The following is a 17,780-nucleotide window of genomic DNA, read 5'->3' as shown; positions in this document are numbered from 1 at the left end:
TAGAAAGGGAGAGACCCCTTGGACTCTCCCTTAAATCGGTTAATTCACGAGAACTCCTTAACCACGGTTTATTCACAATATCACAGCAAAAGAAACGCACTGTTACTATATTGTCAGGTGAGAAGAAACATATATACAATGGAAGTCGCATAAACTGCGGCTTTTTTGTTTATCTTGGCCCGATTACCGATTAGATAGATATCTAACTGATTGAAACTCGGAGACAATTTATTGACAATTTGATTAATAAATGATGATATCTCGGGATTATTTTAAATATACGACATTTAAAAATGGATATATATATATTTTTGAATAAGAAAAATCGAAGTACACGGGGGTTCAAAAAATGAAGAAAAAGTATTTTTCAATCGTTTTGGTTTCAGTAGTAACGATTTTAACAGCGCTCACTCTGGGAGGATGCTCATCTTCATCTAATCAACCTCAACATACGGCCCCAGCAACAGACGTCGTTAAGAAAACACCACCAGCCAAAGTGCCGAACATCCCAACAAACCCACCGGTTGAGTATGAACCTGCCTGGCCGGATCGTACGGTGAAGTCTTCTAGCGGGCATCTTTTGAATAGTTGTGTTCCTGATAAGCTGCACGATAAAGCAACTACATTGACAACCAGCGATGGGGTGTATCTGTCAGCACTTGTGCTTGGCAGCGGAGATAAAGGAGTCCTGCTTGCACACGAGCAAGGTTATAACATTTGCTCTTTTCTTGACATGGGAACGGAGCTGGCAGAAAGTGGATATCTGGTCGTTATTCCTGAATATCGTAATCACGGTGCCTCACAGAATATTCAAGAGGATAATCAACCTATAGATCGTGATGCAGATGCAGCCTTAAGCGAACTCAAGCGATTGGGTGCAAAGAAAGTATTTTTGGCAGGAGCATCATGTGGAGGTAGTACAGCAATCATTGCAGGTGTTCGTCAAGAGCTGCCTATTGAGGGGCTCATTATTCTTTCTTCTCCTGCAAAATGTGGGCCCCACGATGCAATTCCAAGTGTCAAAAAGATTAAAGCACCATCCTTGTTTGTTTTTTCACCTGGCGATTATGGAGGCTCAATTGAAAAAGAAGTGCGCAAATTATATCAAGCATCTGGAGCAACTGATAAAGAGCTAATTGTGGATGAGAGTGGTTATCATGGAACAGATATGTACCATAAAGGAGAGCATGGTGATGCACTAAAATCCAAACTCATTAACTTTGTTAAAAAGAATTTTAATTAAGGTGAGTGGATCGAGTCAGACAGCGTTAAAGAAGAAACCAATTTTTGGATTGTGTGTGTTGTGTGTTAATCTGTCTAATAGGGAACCCATTTAGAGAGAGGGAAGTTACTTGGACAGAAGCATATTATATATTGAGGATAATGAGAAAATAGGCAGCCTGCTAAAAGAAGAATTGGAACAGCGGGGATATTCAGTACAGTGGCTGCTTTCTGGTGAAGGAGCCGAAGAAGAAGTACATCAGCATCAAATCGTAATTTTGGATATCATGTTACCCGGTTTAGACGGATTTACGGTGGGAAAACGATTAAAAAAGGCAGCTCCTGCTGTTCCTATTTTACTATTATCTGCCCGAACATCGGTAAATGATAAGGTCGATGGTTTACAATTTGCTGATGACTATTTAACGAAACCATTCCATACGGATGAATTAGTTGCAAGATTAGAAGTATTAATCCGGCGAAGTGGCGGAATACATACTGAACGCATTTCATTAGGAAATCATATTGAGGTAGATCCAGAAGCCCAAATGGTATTTGACAAACGCACAGGAGAAGAAATTATATTGACAGGGAAACAACATCGAATTTTAATGTATTTCTTACGTCATCCTAATCAAGTTTTACCGAAAGAACAAATTTATGAAGCCATTTGGGAAGAACCTTATCTCACTGGAGACAAAACATTAATGGTACATATCTCTCGTCTGCGTCAAAAGCTGGAACGTAGTCCAGATTCCCCAGAGATTATTGAAACGCTGAAGGGAATAGGCTATCGGGTGAAACTATGAAACAGACTAGATCTTTATTTCGTCGTTTTATAAAAGGACAATTTCTAGTTATCTTCTTTCCTCCAATTGTGCTTCTTTTCTTCTCTGCGTTCGTTGGGGTTGCTATCAATGAAAAAGATCTGAATATCCATACGTTAAATCAATTTTACGTCACACTGCTTATATTTGGTTTTATTATTGTCTCATTTGTTGTCATATCTTGGCTGTTCTTCTTGAGACTTCGTAAACGTCTTGCACGCTTACAGGAAGTCATGTCGTTTTCAGCTCATAATCACTCATTTCCTAAACCAGTGCCTGTCCAAAGTGATCGTATGGATGAAATAGACCAGTTAGGAAGCTCTTTTAATTGGATGATTCAGCAGCTTGAAGACAGCCGCAAGCGGGAATATGAAGAGGAATTATTACGACATCGTCTCATTGCGAATTTATCTCACGATTTACGAACGCCGCTTACCATTCTAAGAGGACATATCACCAAATTAAATAAAGAACCCATGAGTTTGGAAGAGCACAACTCATTAACAGAAATGAACCATACGATTACAAGAGTCGGAGATCTAATGGATGATTTACTTTCCTATACATTGCTTACATCAGGAAAACATCCTTTTCATCCCACTTCAACAGATATTGGACGTTTAGTAAGAGCATCTGTTGCTGCGTGGTATCCTGTATTTGAAGAACAAGAAATTCAGCTAGATGTTGATTTACCGACAGAGCAGACTTTTTATTGGGAAGCAGATCCTAAATGGATGACACGGGTTCTGGATAATTTATTTCAGAATGTTGTTCGCCATGCAGCCGAGGGGAAATATGCAAACATTGTGGTTGATGTAGAAAAAGAACAGATCATTGTTGCAGACAGAGGTCCAGGTATGGATAACTCTCCCTATGAGCGTGGAGCGGGGATAGGTTTATCGACTTCCAATTATATGTTGAAAAAAATGAAACTGAAAGCTGACTTTACATCAAATGCACATGGCACAAGAGTAACGATTGGTAGAGCTTAACCTAAAGTTAACCCAGAAGTAAACAGGCTGATACCCGAGATGTAACTTTGCTTTTTTATAATTAGAACCATAACAGAAAGGAAGTGTTATGGTTGCTTACCATTAATAACTTAGTCAAACATCGCGGAACTGTGGAAATCTTATCAGGGATCAGCTTTAAAGCTAGACCAGGTAGAGTAACTGGTTTTTTAGGTCCAAATGGGGCAGGTAAAAGTTCAACACTTCGCATCCTGCTAGGATTAGATCGCGCCACTTCAGGGAGTGCATTAATCAATGGAAAGCCATTTGCAGAATTACATAATCCTCTAACAACAATAGGTGCTGCACTTGATGGATTTGGAGCTCATCGTATGCGAACAGGACGGGCACACTTGCGTTGGATTGCTCATGCCGCGGGATTGTCCCGCTCACGCGTCGAGGAAGTTCTGGAAATAGTAGGTCTTACGAATGCAGCTGACAAAAGGGTTGGGAATTACTCCCTTGGTATGGGGAGAAGGCTTGGAATAGCCGCTGCGCTGCTTGGTGATCCAAAAATATTGGTTTTAGATGAACCTGTAAATGGACTTGACCCGGAAGGAATTCGGTGGATTCGGACATTCTTACGTGAACGGGCGGAGTCTGGAAACACGGTGTTACTATCCAGTCATCTCATGGGGGAGCTTGCAGAGACTGTGGATGATGTAGTGATTATTAAGCATGGGAGGATCGTTGCAGATGGAACCTTGGAAGAAGTAATAGGTACCCATTCCACGCTGGAGGAAGCCTTTTTTGCCCTGACATCTGAAAGTGCAGGTGGTGTGGTATGAGAGCATTCAAGGCGGAACTATCTAAATTGTTCTCTCTGCCGGGCATTTGGCTTGCCTTTCTTATTGGAGCATTCGCCCCAGCGGTCATTGCTGCTTTGGACAGTATAGCAGAAAAAGAAGAGATTATAGCTGGAGTTAGCACACGGCTATCGGAAATTGGCTATATTGGATTAGGTCTTGGCGTGCAAGGTGTCATTATTCTTGGTGTGCTTGCTGTCAGTAGCGAATATTTGACAGAGAGCAGTGAATCTGGTGGAGGACGACAGATTACAACAAGTTTAACTGTTGTTTCATCCCGGCTTCGTTTTTTGCTGGCAAAAGCAGGCGCTGTGACTGTAATCAGCCTACTGCTCTGTATGGTTGCTATACTGACAACTGTGTCGGCAACTCATCTTATTCTTGGTGAATACACCCCTGCATTTGAAGCATCCAGACTTATTGGTGCAGTTTGTTACTGGACATTGACCGCACTTTTAGCATTTGGGATTACGGTTCTAACTAAGAATAGCATGATCCCGCTTACTGTGCTCCTCATAAATTCATCCCTGGTTTCATTTAGCGTTCTGCTTTCTAAGGTTACAAAGCTGGCGTTTTACTTACCAGATCGAGCTGGCCTTGAACTGTTTATGTTTACGAACGACAGATTTCATCCCCCGTTCACAGGGGGGTTAATCTTATTTGGCTGGGTAGTCGTTTTTTTCATTGCTGCAGCTATTGTATTCCATAGGAGGGACGTTGCATCATGAGTGTCTCTACTAGTAGAAAGATAACACCAATCCTTCGTGCTGAACTGGATAAATTAGTTACATTACCATTGATATGGCTCACTCTTATGGGTACGTTCATTCTTAATTTAGTTTTAGCCGCAGCTTTTACTTCTATTGGTCTGCAAGGGGCAGCCGGAACGCAAAGTATACTGAATATAGGACTTGCTTCTATGGGATATCTTCAAGCAGGGTTCATTATCCTGGGGATCATAGCTACTTGTTCGGAGTATACTGGTGGGCAGATTCGAACTACTTTAACTGCGATACCTTGGCGTGGACTTCAATTATCCGCCAAGCATTTGGCATTGGCAATTATAACCCTTCCCGCGGCGTTTATTATTGCTGCTTCAGGCGTGCTATATACTTTTATTATGATGAGAGACACAGCAGTAGTAGCTGAAATAAACACAATGATAAAAACCTTAGCAGGAGCAGCAGGCTACCTAACCTTAACCACACTTCTCAGTGCAGCTATAGGTGCTTTAATAAGACGAACCACCCCTGCTTTAGTGGTGTTGCTTGGTTATTATTTCACTGTCAGTCCATTGACGAGAGATTCTTTACCTAAATATTTTCCGGATACGGCAGGATATTATATGTATATGCCACCTTCCTCTAATGAGATAAATGCCCTTACACCAATGCAAGGGACTGGTATTTTAATATTATGGACACTGATCTTAATAATAATAGCTATTGTATTTTACTGTAAAAGAGATGCCTAAGTTTAGATTCACAGGAAGTATGAGGGGTGCTACCCTTTAGATATGTGTCGAATCAATTTAAAAATTGATATCTCCTTAAGCTGTCGGCCAGTTTTGCAGAGTACAAAGGAAGGATTTTTTCTAGTTAGTAAAATACTCCATTTGTGATTAGCAATCCGTAAGAAACAATCCAAGTTGAAATGTCCTATAATGTAGTTAATGTAGATATCCCTCATGAACAAAGGAGAACTGAAGATGAGAAAACTCGTTCTATTTTTGCACGCATCGCTTGACGGTTTTGTAGAAGGACCGAACGGTGAAATGGACATTGGCTGGATTTCCTACGATGCTGATTTGGAGAAACACGCGAAAGAAATTCTGAGTACTGCCGACACTGTCATTTGGGGACGTGGGACTTATCAGATGATGCACAGTTACTGGCCTTCTGTGCCTTCGAACCCATCAGCTTCGCAGCATGAACGGAATCATGCCGAGTGGATTGAAAAGACAGCCAAAATTGTTTTTTCCACGACGCTGGAGAAAGTCGAATGGAACAATTCCAGACTGGTGAAAGAAAATGTCGAGGAAGAGATCAAGAACCTCAAACAGCAGCCAGGCAAGGATATGGTCATCCTCGGCAGTCCTAGATTCGCACACTACCTTATGCAGCTTGATTTAATAGATGAGTATAAAATTACGGTTTCTCCCATTTTGATCGGCAGCGGGTTGCCGTTATTCCAAGGTCTCAAGGAGAAGATCAATCTTAAACTTATCGAGAACAAGACCTTTGATTCTGGAGCCATAGGCCTCGTTTACCAGACGGTTAGATGACCTTGGCTCCAAAAGTAAATTACGCGAATAGCTCAATGAAGACATTTGTAGGCAGCCGACCCAAAAGCCGGCTGCTTTGAGTTTCCCGTTCACATTTTGGATAGTAGAGAAGATCAGCTTTTCATAGAGTTTCTTCCTTAATGCTGTCACGGGTTTTGTTGCCACAAACAGGACAGCGTATCCAATCTGTTATATTTACTTCCCATATTGAATTGCTTATTCTCAACAATTAGGAGAAGACGGAGGAATATTTAACAGACTATTTGAAGATAAGATTCAGTTGGAGAAGCAGCAATCTGATCATAACGGATACCGGAAAAAATATTAGAATCATTATCTGTAGCAAGGCCCAATATAGCCTAGAATTGCAAGAGCTTGTCTTATCGACAGCAAGTTACTTTAATGACAACGGTACTAATGAATTTTTTAGTAGAGCACAAGTTAATTGTTATAGAACCTTTCTATGAGGATGGTTCGCTCAAGGACGACTTGGAACTGCGAAGCTCTGATTTAACCGATTTAGGAAATGAATTCTTCAAAGAAATTTTCCCCAAATGGTCTGCGTATATTGATCGTGGCGGAGATGTACAAAAAACAACCATTCTTTTAAAGGGATTGAACAAGCTGCAAATATAGCTGTTCGTTTCTGTCGAGGAACAACAATAAATAGATAACAGCAAGTGGAAATGTTAAGGAGAATATACTCAGTCAAGGATAGGATGAGATATATGAACGAAAAGCGAATATATAAACCACTCGATGACCTCTCAACTGAAGAAGTGATAGACATTCTGAATAGAGATCAGCATGAAGAGCTACTAACCTTGCCCCTTTCCGTAGGACAGAATCACCCTAATTGGAAATTTGCCCAAGACGTTTGCATTCGACTCGCAAGCCATGAATCCTCTGTCGTTAGAGCCAACGCTGTTTTAGGACTTGCATATATTGCAAGAACAAAAGGACAGTTGGAAAAACACATCGTTAAACCAATCGTACTTAGAGAATTCCGTGAGAATCATGAATATCACTGGAGAATATTGGATTCTATAAATGATATTAATCTATTTATGAAGTGGAATATAGCTTCTAAAAGATATTGAGCTCTTAGCCAAAACATTCGGCGTCACGCCCAAGCGGGGCATACTGACGGATAGGTAACCAAGATTGTGTGTTCTAGTTTGGAACTGCAGAAAAGTAGGCCGAATAATTATTTTTGGCCTACTTTTATTATCAAGAGTTTCTCGTCAATATACTTGTTGTATCAATATTCCCGTCTAAATTCTATCATGTGTTTTGTTGCCACAAACAGGACAGCGTATTTCAATCTGTTTTATTTACTTCCCATATACCGTTCCAGATACTCATTTATCTTTTCTATATATTTTGCAGAAAGCTTAGTGTCATTTTGCAGACCGTGTCCCGAATGGGGAAACTCGATATAATCGTGGGGAACATTGTTTTTCTCCAATGCATTAACCAGATGTTTTACTGTTCCGAACGGACATACCTTATCGTATCTTCCATAGGCAGCCAGCGTAGGTACAGCATTTTTATCAATCCACATATACGGTGAAATATCTTTGATTACTTCCTCATATTTTGGCGTTCCAATCATATCTGTTGTAATGGTGTTACCAGACATAACGCTGAATAAGTTTGCTGCTGCCTCTGGACTCTGATCCAAACCATAGGTAGTCCAGTCCTCTGGATAAAAGCTGGACGGCCCGACCATCTCAAAGACCATTTTAATGGGAATAGGAGAGGTATCCGCATCACGGTAAGCATACAATAATGCCAGAGTCCCGCCCGCCGAGCCACCGGAGATAGCCATTCTATCGAGATTGTAGCCTAATTTTTCCGCTTCTGCTTTTACAACGGGGATACTGTTTTTGATTTCTTGAGACATGGTATAAACGCTGGTTTTAGAGTTATTGTTGTCACGCAGCGTGTAATTAATACCTGCGGCAACATAGCCTTTTGAACAGAGCCATTTCAGCATATCGGCGTCATCGCTTTTGTCACCGGATGTAAAACCTCCTGCATGGAGATATACCACAAGACCGTAGGTTTTCTTTGTATGATCCGCAGGAACATACAGGTCAAATTTGTTCTTCTCCTTTTCGCCATATGCGATATCCGTATATACACGACCAACGGAATCATTCCAGTTCACCTGCATTTCTCCAGACAGTGGATTGTATGTCATTTTGATGATTGCAGAAACGGCAAATGCAACAACGAAAACACATACATAAATAAATCCCCATAATACTCTTTTCCTGCCTTTTTCTTTATTTTTCATAGGAAGTTACCTCCGAACAGTGTACCTCCGAGCATAAAATTCAAAAATGCTCGCACCGCAAGCCGCCCCAAAACGGCAGCTACGATGATAACTACAATCAGAATGACGATGCGTTTTTGTATAAGTGTCATTTCGTTAATCTCCTTTTCGTTTTTGTATCAGAACAGCCCTTTTGACATGCAACAGATGTATCTTTTTTTGCGTAACAAATGTATCATTGGTTAATATCAGAATCAATACAACAATAGAAAATGATACACAAAGGATGAAATGTAACGTGGCAGATAAAAAGGTGAAAAACACATATGTGAAGCTTCGAATTACAAATTCACTTCTTGATTTGTTGAAAACAAAAGAGCTTAAGTCGATCTCAATTAGTGATCTTACCTCCACGGCACAAGTAAGCCGCGTTTCCTTTTACAGGAATTATGATGAAAAAGAAGATGTACTAAAAGAGTATCTCTATAAACTTATAGGTGACTGGTATACGGAATCTCAAGAGAGTGGAAGTACTTCTGAAGATGAAATTCTGGGTAGTTTGTTTGGACACTTTAGTAAAAACAAAGATTTCTATCTGCTTCTTAGTCAAAGAAACTTGTTCTATCTTCTGAAGGATATGCTCAAAGAGCTCTTCGGACCGAAACCGGAATATCCAAACTTCGGTGCATATGTGGCAGCTTATTTTTCTTATGGACTGTTTGGATGGATTGAAGAATGGTTTGCTAGAGGGATGCAGGAAACTTCCGAAGAAATGACTATACTACTAAAAAATCGTGATCTAAATCAAAAATAGTTTCCATCAGAAACTTTTTCTATAATCAGAAGCAGTCAGATTCGTTTTTTGTTTGAATATCTTGGCGAACTGTTGAGGGTCTTCATATCCAACGGACTGGGCAATCGTATTAATGGGAGAGTCCGTATTAGCTAGCAGCTCTTTAGCTTTTCTGATTCGCACTTCGGTTAGGTATTCTTTAGGACTCATATTTAATTCCTTCTTAAATAATCGATGTAAGTAAGTCCGGTCAATCGCTAAGGAAGCAGCAAGTTCGGAAATTTGTATGTCCGTTTCATAGTTATTCCGAATGAACTGCAAAGCTCGTACGAATAACGTATTTTTCTTGCTTGCGTTACTGCCTTTTTCTTCGCTAGGGAAAAGGACGCTTAAATGATACAAAATTTCTAATAACTTTGCATTTAATAACAGATCATTGTCTTCTTTTATAAAAGAAAGTTCAATCATCTCACTTAACTTATCTTTAATGGCAGATGCTTTGTCTATATTAAATATGGGATTAAATCTTGATATGGAAGTTCTGTTTAGATATTCTGCTGCGAGTTCACCACGAAATCCTATCCAATATAAAGCCCACGGATGGGTTGAGTCTGCCACGCATTTTACAATTCTATTACGCTCAATAAAGAAAAAATCCCCTTTTTCAAGTTGAAATTCTATTCCTTCGCTAGTGAAAATCCCTCTTCCGGAATGGACATAATGGATCATATAACCACTTCTTATAGTTGGGCCATATGTATGCCCCTTTACTGTTGGATCATAACCTCCTGAGTAGAGATATAACTGACTATTCTCATGATGATTATTAAAAAAGTATCGCATTAGCATCCCCCACAGCCGTAACATTTAAATTAACATTGTCTACATTTCTCCATTTAATGATATCCCAAACGCGCGTAAAATGAAACCTAGCTGAAAGAGCTTACATGCAAAAGGAGGGGCAAATTTTATGGGGAAGAAATATGAGGATATTTCCAGAGATATTGAAAAATACGTTGGTGGAAAAAATAATATTCAAAGCGTAACACATTGTGCTACGAGATTACGGTTAGTTTTGAAGGATAATGATAAGGCCGATTTGAAGAAGATTGAAGATATCCGACTGGCCAAAGGGGCTTTTGTTGCTGGAGACCAGCTGCAAATCATATTTGGTGCAGGATTGGTCAATGGGGTATGTGAAGAGCTTATGGACTACTTAAGTATCGATCAGAATCAAACACCGTCAAAAAGCTCATCCAGTCAAAAAATGAATCCGCTTCAACGGTTTCTGAAGTCCATTTCAGACGTTTTTATTGAAATCATGCCTTGTATTTTAGCAGCTGCGCTATTAATGGGATTAACTTCCTTATTGTCTACAAAAGGTTTGTTCGGGGCTAATTCTATAGTTGAGATGTATCCTGCTATAGCAGGCTTAAACCGAATCATTTCCATTTCTTCTTCAGGAATCTTTGCATTCTTGCCCATGATCGTGGCTTACTCGGCCACAAAACGATATGGGGGGAGACCAGCTTTAGGTTTAGCGATTGGTGCAATCATGGTTCATCCCAATTTAGCAGATGCTTTTGCTGCTGCACAAGGAAATGCCCATGTTGAAACAGTCCATCTTTTCGGACTCAATATTCAATTGATAGGATTCCAGGGCGGAATCATTATTGCTTTAATGATTGGTTACGTTGTTGCTTGGTTAGACCAGTTCTTTAATCGATTATTACCAGATATTATAAAGTTCATTCTCAATCCAATGCTTACCATTCTGATTTCCTCTCTTTTACTCTTTACCGTCATTGGTCCATTAGGTGGAATGTTAGGCAATGGAATAACCAATGGTTTGCTGTGGATGGCAGAAAATTTCGGAGTATTTGGCTATATGATTTTCGCTGGAGTCCAACAGCTTATTGTGATTACAGGGTTACATCACACCTTCGGTGCGATTGAAGGGCAGTTATTAGCGAACACACAAAGAGACTTTTTGAACCCTTTGATGTCAGTTGCGTTAGTGGCGCAGGGCGGAGCTGTCTTAGGTTATATGATACTAAACTTGAAAGACAAAAAAGCTAGAGAAATCAGTATTTCTGCGTTTACGTCTGTACTGTTTGGCATTTCAGAACCGGCATTGTTTGGCGTTAACATAAAATATAGATTCCCACTTTTGGCAGGGTGTATTGCTGGGGCAATCAGTGGTGCATATGTGTACTTCACAAAACTAACTTCCGTTGGCTATGGAACAACAGGCCTTCCAGGCTTCACGATTGTAGATCCAGCGAATAACGGTTATCTTCATTTTGTTATTGCACACTTGATTGCAGTTGGATTAGGCATTGTTTTTTCATATATCATAGGCCTAACTCGAAAAAAATCTGACGCTATTTGAAGAGTTTAAATGAACTAGCACAAAACGTAAGGCGGTGCAAAAATAGAACTCATGATGAGATATAAGAAATATTCTGACATACCGATATCTTTAATTAAAACTGCTGAACTGACACCAAAAAGCAGCTTGTACAGACAAAACTTTCATATTGAGCCAAGCAGCGGATACTTGAATGATCCGAATGGGTGGAGCTATTTTAATGGAAAATACCATTTATTCTATCAATGGTCTCCGCTTCGATATGTAGGAAATTCAGAGGTTTGGTATCAAGGATGGTTCCATATGATATCTGAAGATCTAGTGCATTGGGAAGCTCTGGGCCCAGGCATCGAACCAGATTCTGTCTATGATAGCCATGGAGCATATTCTGGCAGCGCGATAGAGGATAACGACCAATTACTCATTTTCTATACAGGGAATACAAGAGACAAGGATTGGGTTAGAATCCCTTATCAAATGACTGCAACCATGGACAAAGACGGAAGGATTAGCAAGAACAAAACCCCTGGGTTTACAGGATTAATACCAGGTTACACAGATCATTTTCGCGATCCGAAAATTTGGAAAGAACAAAATGCTTATTACGCAATTGTAGGAATTCAAAGAGAAAATAAAACAGGTACGTGCATGGTTCTCAAATCAGATGATGCTATCCATTGGGATGCGCTAGGAGAAATACAAACGAAGCTCACCCAGTTTGGATATATGTGGGAATGTCCGGATTACTTTGAATTAGGCAACCAAGGCGTATTGATTTTTTCCCCACAAGGACTTACAGCAGAGGGAGATAAATATCAAAATATTTACCAAACTGGTTACTTAGTTGGCGATCCACTTAACCGGGAAAGTCTACAGTTCAATCATGGAGAATTTCATGAATTAGATCTCGGATTCGATTTCTACGCCACACAAACCATGATTTCTCCAGATGGAAGAAGAATTTTGAGTGCATGGATGGGATTGCCGGAAATCAACTATCCCACGGAGAAATTTGGATACTGCGGTTGTTTAACCATTCCAAGAGAATTAAACATAAAGGAAGGAAAGCTAATTCAGCAGCCTATTGAGGAACTAAAACAGCTAAGATATGATCATAAACAATTTCATGAGACAATAAATACTAACGAATATTTTATGCTGGAAACAGGGGCATTGTTCGAGTTAGCAGTAACTATTGAATTTAAGAAATCGACTAAATTAAGCTTAGGAATTCGAGCAGATAAACAGAACGAAGCCAGAACATTAATTGAAGTTGATAAAAATGCGAATGAAATTAGAATTGATAGAAGTCAATCAGGAGCCTCATTTGCTGAAGAGTATGGAACTACCAGAACCATTCCCTGCACTATTAGTAACGAAACGAAACTACAAATTTTTGTGGATCAAAGCTCGATTGAAATATTTATTAATGGCGGGGAAAGTGTCGCTTCTGGACGAATATTTCCAAATGAAGATCAGAATTATTTATTCATTGAATCGACTGACGGAGACAGCGCTGTTCAACTAGATTATTGGAAATTAACAAAGTGCTAACTAAGATAGTTCATGATATTCTTATTGATAGAATAAAGCGACAGATCCAAGAAAGGCAGGCACATGTTATGAAACTAATGTTCCCACGCGTGAACACAGCTGAACAAACTGCTGAGGTTGCCCGATTGGCGGCAGAAATATGGCATGAGTATTATATTTCCATTATTACAAGCGAGCAGATTGATTACATGATTGAAAAGTTCCAATCTGTTAGAGCGATTACGGATCAGATCCATCATCTGGGCTATGAATATTACTTGGTCCATAACCATGGCTCCGCAGTGGGATATATTTCGCTCAGACAAGAAGAGGGGAAGCTCTTCCTAAGCAAGTTTTATATAGTTAAGGAATATAGGGGACGCGGCTATGCCAGCCAAGCGTTGGAATTCCTGGAGAAGCTGTGTAAAGATCGAAACCTAAGTCATATTTGGCTAACAGTCAATCGTAATAACAACTCCAGTATAGCGGTATATGAGAAAAAAGGCTTCCAGACTGTGCGGGAACAAATTTCGGATATTGGAAATGGATTTGTCATGGATGATTTTATTATGGAAAAAGAGGTTCTCAATTGGGTCTGAAATGAGGATAGCATGGCGCTACTTCATAAAAGTCCTTATTGTTCATAATTTGGTTTCACCGTAAATTACCCTACAATTTATCAGATTAATGCTGAAGTTGGGCGAAACAGGATATTACATCAGCTAGTGTCGAAAAAGAGAAGAAGCAGGCTACTTCGCTGAAAGGAGACATTGCGGCATGATTGTGATCCCTGATACTTTTATTGAAAGAATGAACGAACTCCACGGTAAGCAAGGCGTAGCATGGTCGGAAGCCCTACCTGGGTTGCTTAACGATTATACAAGCCGCTTCGAAGTCACACCGGAAGCTCCATTTCCTAATTTATCCTATAATTATGTGCTCCGCGCAAAGCTCAACGACGGGAAACCAGTAGTCCTAAAATCATCTTTCATGAAGGATGAGCTTTCTAGGGAAGTTAGTGTGCTACGTGCCTATGAGGGCCGGGGGGCGATTCATGTACTAGATGCAGACGAGGAGTTGGGCATGGTCCTGTTGGAGGGTGCCAACCCTGGTACTCCGTTGTCTTCAATTGAAGATGATGAGCGTGCGACTGATATCTTTTGTAATGTATTTCGCCGCCTTCACCTTCCTGCACCAGCTGGTAGTCTGTACCCGTCCATGAGACAACACTTCGCGGCAATTGAGCGATACCGCGAGCGATTCGACGATGTGAACATTGTCGCACCACTGCCTGAGACCTGGGTGGAAAATGCCGAAGAATGTCTGGCGTATCTTATTACGACCACGAGTGAGAGTCTTCTACTGCATGGCGATCTGCATCATGATAACATCCTTCGCCAAGGCGAAGAGCAATGGGTTGTCATTGACCCCAAAGGACTGATCGGCGACATCCATTTTGATACTATCCAGTATCTGCTTAACTACGAAGATCGAGGCGGTGATTGCGAACAGGTACTGCGGGGGCGGATTGCGATTATGGCCGATCGCCTCGGCTTGGACCCTCGCCGTATCGCAATGTGGGGTGTGGCACGAGGCGTGCTCGAGGCATGCTGGACGATTGAAAACGGAGGGACTGATTGGCACAGGGGCATCCAAATAACTGAGCGCTTCGCTAAATGCCTGGATTGAGGTCTACCCAAAAAGCAGTCCAGAGTAGTTGAGCTAACGGGACACGATAGCATAATAAGAACAGGCTGCCGGCAAATCGACAGCGCTAATGGGCAGTTTAGTTTAAGATCATACGCAGTGAACCGTATCACAAATGGCGCAATTTTTTTGGTAAAAGGTGATGAAGAGTAGAAAAGCTACGTCGGCATGGAAGAGAGGGCTGTGACAGGGTGGAAGCAAGTTGCCTGTCACTGCCTTTTTTAATAGATATTTACCGCTCCCATTATATAGATGCTGGTTAGGATTGAAGCGCGGCGCAAGCAAGAATGTGCTCGGACGAGCGGATTCTGCCAATACGCGGGAAGATGACCTTAATTACGTGTTCATGTTCCTCCTCGCTGAAGCCTGTCATGGCATCTGTCGCAAAAATTACCTGATACCCATGGGCGAAGGCTTCACGCGCAGTGGTATCTACGCCGATACCAGAAGCAATGCCGCAAAGCACAATCGTCGTGATGCCCCTCCGGCGCAACTGCAGATCCAAGTCCGTTCCGTAAAATGCTCCCCATTGGCGCTTGGTAATTAAATGATCGGTTTCAGTGACTCCGATCTCGGGTACAATTTCATCCCATCCAGGCACCAGATTTAAGGCTGGGGGGGCCTGATCCAGCAACGGACGAGGCATATCTTTGAAGTCTTTCGTGGATACGCGAACAAGCCCTACGAATGCGCCTGCCTCACGGAATGCCTGAACCATAGTGGCGGCGCGGGTGACGACTTGCTCTGCCGAGTGAGGGGCATACTGGGTTCCAAGCCACTTTTGCAAGTCGATTACGATTAATGCCGTCTTAGGAAATTGAAACAAAAGTTCTTCCAAGATTAATCACACTCCAACTAAGAAATCGAGTTTGACCCAGCTTGACCTACAGTTTAATATTTTGAAAAATGGGTCAATTGACTCTATGTTCATAATTCTGTACTATGAGTTTAAAACTGTCAAGTGGGGGATACGTGAGGATGAGTGTAACCAAACAGGATATTATTCGTTCGGCTTCTAAGATGTTTAAAGAAAAAGGCTTTCTGGCGACCTCAATTCAGGAAATTGCTCAGGACTGTTCCATTGCAAAGGGCTCGGTGTATAAGTATTTTCCATCCAAAGAGGATTTATTGTGCGCGGTTTTCGACGAGTGTCAGACGGTTTATTTTGATCGGGCTGAGCACCTGAAACAAACTGAGACGGGCACTCCCAAGGAGCGGCTCGTCAATCAAATCGTATTTCGCTTTCAATATTTTATTGAATATAGTCACATTATGGTTGACTTCATAGACCTTCCTATTACGCAGTACGCAACTTTCCGTTTACTAAGGAATCATGTTCGCGCCCGTATGATGGAGTGGCATAGATACTGGCTACTTGAGGTTTATGGTGAGAGAATTGAATCGTTTCTCTGGGATCTAATTTTTATATACCGCGCGATCCTGAAGGACTATCTGCAGCGCATCATCTTCGAGGTGAAGCTACTGTCGATAGAGGATACAGCTTGGTTCATCGTCGATATAATGGATGCGCTAGTCGAACATATGTCTAGGTCAGGTTCGAAGGGGCTACTTGGACAAACCGCATTCACAAAATTTATTCATTCAGATTCAAAGGATTGGAATAGCGAAAAAGAAAGAATTATCGAAGAATTGTTCGGTAGAGTGACCGCGCTGCTTGAGGCTTGGCCCGGCGGGCTCGCTCGGCGGAGGGAACTGCAAGAGATTGTTCAATTGCTGGAGAAGGAGATCTCTCAGACTCAGCCCAAGAGATCGCTCATTCAGGCGCTTTGTGCCTACTTGGAACAAGAACAGGAGCTGAGAAGTCCGGTCATTCAGTTGAAGCAAATTGTCCTGGAAGAGTGGGAAAGCCATATTACATAGAGACTAGTTTCTGCAAAAGACATCCGATCGAGTCCCTTTCGATTTCGCTATAAAAGTGTTGCGGCGAACCGCATCATAAATAAGGGAAAGTTACAAGTGAACCCTAGGCAAAGTATAATAAAAAGAAAATGCCGAGGCAGGTGATAGAACAGTGTGGTTAACGATCAATTTTATACGATAGGACACGTGTCAAGAATATGCGGAATTTCCATCCAAACGTTGCGATATTACGATAAACTTGGATTGGTTAGTCCCAGTCGGACCGATCCTTTTACCCATTATCGTTATTATTCCAACATGGATATTCTAGTGGTAAAAATTGTTCAAGATTTGAAGATGCTACGGCTATCATTAGAAGAGATCGGCAGCATCTTGAAACAGAGAGGTCTAGAAGGATTAAGCTCGGCCCTGAAGGAGAAAAGGAATGAAACGCTGATGGAAATCAGTTATCTTCAATTGGCCGCTGCATCTATAGAGCACCGAATCGGCCAGTTAGATAGTCTGAAAATTCTAAATGAGAAGCTTGCAGAGAAACACATTTTAATTGAGTTGAAGGTATTGTCCGAACGCATTGTCGCATTCGAAAGGAAACGGGCTGTATGCGGAATGGAAGCATCTATTCTGCGCGTTACTCAGCTGTTTGATAAGCTGGAAACGCATGGATTGACTTCACAAGGCCCAATCATGAGTATATATCACGAAAATCTGCTCACATTTGACAGGTCTGATTCAGACATAGAAATATGTATTCCATTGTCTGTGAATGCCCTTCAATATCCGTTCGTTCGGGCATTGCCCAGTGGCGTTTATATTACGGCAACCTACAGCGGCCTTCCAAACGAGGAGTCATGCAAAAATGTATATCTTCAACTTATGGACTGGATAAGTCAACACGGGTATGCCGAATGCGGGCCTGTAATAGAGCAGTATGTCGTTGATTTAAGTCAGATGCGTGATCCAAGCGAGTTCATCGTAGAATTGCAAATTCCTGTAAAAGAGGTATTGACCCTATAGCGACTATAGGGTTTATTTTAGTTTTATACCAAATTCAGGGGGGATTCACGAC

Annotated in this window: 21 protein-coding genes; 16 read left to right on the top strand and 5 right to left on the bottom strand. The window is 41.3% G+C overall.

What is annotated here, in order from left to right; genetic code table 11:
• Positions 1 to 349 precede the first annotated feature (349 nt).
• From BN6628_RS12540 to BN6628_RS12510, 7 genes are all read left to right on the top strand, one after another.
• The gene (locus BN6628_RS12540) at positions 350 to 1,243 is read left to right on the top strand and encodes an alpha/beta hydrolase (protein WP_068617883.1); all 894 of its coding nucleotides are present in this window, start codon (positions 350 to 352) and stop codon (positions 1,241 to 1,243) included.
• 109 nt (positions 1,244 to 1,352) lie between these two features.
• The gene (locus BN6628_RS12535) at positions 1,353 to 2,030 is read left to right on the top strand and encodes a response regulator transcription factor (protein WP_068617882.1); all 678 of its coding nucleotides are present in this window, start codon (positions 1,353 to 1,355) and stop codon (positions 2,028 to 2,030) included.
• Positions 2,027 to 3,040 carry a HAMP domain-containing sensor histidine kinase gene (locus tag BN6628_RS12530; RefSeq protein WP_068617879.1) on the top strand — a complete coding sequence of 338 codons (1,014 nt, stop codon included), beginning with the start codon at positions 2,027 to 2,029 and terminating at the stop codon, positions 3,038 to 3,040. Before BN6628_RS12535 ends, BN6628_RS12530 begins: the two co-directional genes overlap by 4 nt.
• Before the next feature lie 92 nt (positions 3,041 to 3,132).
• Positions 3,133 to 3,846, top strand: coding sequence for an ABC transporter ATP-binding protein (locus BN6628_RS12525; RefSeq protein WP_068617878.1), 714 nt, complete (start codon positions 3,133 to 3,135; stop codon positions 3,844 to 3,846).
• Entirely contained in the window at positions 3,843 to 4,592 is a 750-nt protein-coding gene (locus tag BN6628_RS12520; RefSeq protein ID WP_068617875.1) for an ABC transporter permease, read from the top strand. Before BN6628_RS12525 ends, BN6628_RS12520 begins: the two co-directional genes overlap by 4 nt.
• Entirely contained in the window at positions 4,589 to 5,338 is a 750-nt protein-coding gene (locus BN6628_RS12515) for an ABC transporter permease (protein ID WP_068617874.1), read from the top strand. Before BN6628_RS12520 ends, BN6628_RS12515 begins: the two co-directional genes overlap by 4 nt.
• Before the next feature lie 234 nt (positions 5,339 to 5,572).
• Positions 5,573 to 6,148, top strand: a complete 576-nt coding sequence (locus BN6628_RS12510; RefSeq protein ID WP_068617872.1) for a dihydrofolate reductase family protein — start codon at positions 5,573 to 5,575, stop codon at positions 6,146 to 6,148.
• Between the two features lie 121 nt (positions 6,149 to 6,269).
• Here BN6628_RS12510 and BN6628_RS25655 read toward each other — a convergent pair whose 3' ends face one another.
• Positions 6,270 to 6,374: a cysteine-rich KTR domain-containing protein gene (locus BN6628_RS25655; RefSeq protein WP_235847731.1), complete on the bottom strand. Its 105-nt coding sequence runs from the start codon at positions 6,372 to 6,374 to the stop codon at positions 6,270 to 6,272.
• 176 nt (positions 6,375 to 6,550) lie between these two features.
• Here BN6628_RS25655 and BN6628_RS12505 point away from each other — a divergent pair, with 176 nt between their 5' ends.
• A complete protein-coding gene (locus BN6628_RS12505) occupies positions 6,551 to 6,784 on the top strand; it encodes a hypothetical protein (protein ID WP_235847632.1) in 234 nt (77 codons plus the stop codon).
• Between the two features lie 92 nt (positions 6,785 to 6,876).
• Complete coding sequence (locus BN6628_RS12500) at positions 6,877 to 7,248, top strand: hypothetical protein (protein ID WP_068617868.1); 372 nt, start codon at positions 6,877 to 6,879, stop codon at positions 7,246 to 7,248.
• A gap of 230 nt (positions 7,249 to 7,478) precedes the next feature.
• On the opposite strand, the gene BN6628_RS12495 is transcribed toward BN6628_RS12500, so the two are convergent.
• A complete protein-coding gene (locus BN6628_RS12495; RefSeq protein WP_068617866.1) occupies positions 7,479 to 8,450 on the bottom strand; it encodes an alpha/beta hydrolase in 972 nt (323 codons plus the stop codon).
• Positions 8,447 to 8,581, bottom strand: a complete 135-nt coding sequence (locus BN6628_RS26840; protein WP_262363155.1) for a hypothetical protein — start codon at positions 8,579 to 8,581, stop codon at positions 8,447 to 8,449. Before BN6628_RS26840 ends, BN6628_RS12495 begins: the two co-directional genes overlap by 4 nt.
• A gap of 146 nt (positions 8,582 to 8,727) precedes the next feature.
• Here BN6628_RS26840 and BN6628_RS12490 point away from each other — a divergent pair, with 146 nt between their 5' ends.
• Complete coding sequence (locus BN6628_RS12490) at positions 8,728 to 9,243, top strand: TetR/AcrR family transcriptional regulator (RefSeq protein WP_082926892.1); 516 nt, start codon at positions 8,728 to 8,730, stop codon at positions 9,241 to 9,243.
• Between the two features lie 6 nt (positions 9,244 to 9,249).
• Here BN6628_RS12490 and BN6628_RS12485 read toward each other — a convergent pair whose 3' ends face one another.
• Positions 9,250 to 10,065 carry an AraC family transcriptional regulator gene (locus BN6628_RS12485; protein ID WP_082926891.1) on the bottom strand — a complete coding sequence of 272 codons (816 nt, stop codon included), beginning with the start codon at positions 10,063 to 10,065 and terminating at the stop codon, positions 9,250 to 9,252.
• A 127-nt stretch (positions 10,066 to 10,192) separates the two neighbouring features.
• On the opposite strand from BN6628_RS12485, the gene BN6628_RS12480 reads away from it, so the two are divergent.
• The 4 genes from BN6628_RS12480 to BN6628_RS12465 all read left to right on the top strand — a co-directional run bounded on the left by BN6628_RS12480 (position 10,193) and on the right by BN6628_RS12465 (position 14,815).
• A complete protein-coding gene (locus BN6628_RS12480) occupies positions 10,193 to 11,614 on the top strand; it encodes a PTS transporter subunit EIIC (protein WP_068617862.1) in 1,422 nt (473 codons plus the stop codon).
• A 51-nt stretch (positions 11,615 to 11,665) separates the two neighbouring features.
• Positions 11,666 to 13,147 (top strand): sucrose-6-phosphate hydrolase, encoded by a 1,482-nt coding sequence (locus BN6628_RS12475; RefSeq protein WP_068617860.1) that lies wholly within the window; start codon positions 11,666 to 11,668, stop codon positions 13,145 to 13,147.
• A gap of 68 nt (positions 13,148 to 13,215) precedes the next feature.
• Entirely contained in the window at positions 13,216 to 13,725 is a 510-nt protein-coding gene (locus BN6628_RS12470; RefSeq protein ID WP_068622256.1) for a GNAT family N-acetyltransferase, read from the top strand.
• Positions 13,726 to 13,903: 178 nt separating this feature from the next.
• On the top strand, positions 13,904 to 14,815 hold the full coding sequence (locus BN6628_RS12465; RefSeq protein WP_068617859.1) for an aminoglycoside phosphotransferase family protein: 912 nt from the start codon (positions 13,904 to 13,906) through the stop codon (positions 14,813 to 14,815).
• 277 nt (positions 14,816 to 15,092) lie between these two features.
• Here the strand turns inward: BN6628_RS12465 and BN6628_RS12460 are convergent, their stop codons facing one another.
• On the bottom strand, positions 15,093 to 15,671 hold the full coding sequence (locus tag BN6628_RS12460) for an isochorismatase family protein (RefSeq protein ID WP_068617856.1): 579 nt from the start codon (positions 15,669 to 15,671) through the stop codon (positions 15,093 to 15,095).
• A gap of 140 nt (positions 15,672 to 15,811) precedes the next feature.
• Here BN6628_RS12460 and BN6628_RS12455 point away from each other — a divergent pair, with 140 nt between their 5' ends.
• Positions 15,812 to 16,714, top strand: coding sequence for a TetR/AcrR family transcriptional regulator (locus tag BN6628_RS12455; RefSeq protein WP_068617854.1), 903 nt, complete (start codon positions 15,812 to 15,814; stop codon positions 16,712 to 16,714).
• Between the two features lie 153 nt (positions 16,715 to 16,867).
• Positions 16,868 to 17,728 (top strand): MerR family transcriptional regulator, encoded by an 861-nt coding sequence (locus BN6628_RS12450; protein WP_068617852.1) that lies wholly within the window; start codon positions 16,868 to 16,870, stop codon positions 17,726 to 17,728.
• Positions 17,729 to 17,780: the final 52 nt, after the last annotated feature.

Origin of the sequence: Paenibacillus tuaregi (genome assembly GCF_900086655.1) — a bacterium.
GTDB lineage: Bacteria > Bacillota > Bacilli > Paenibacillales > Paenibacillaceae > Fontibacillus > Fontibacillus tuaregi.
This window is presented reverse-complemented; position numbering and strand designations above follow the sequence as displayed.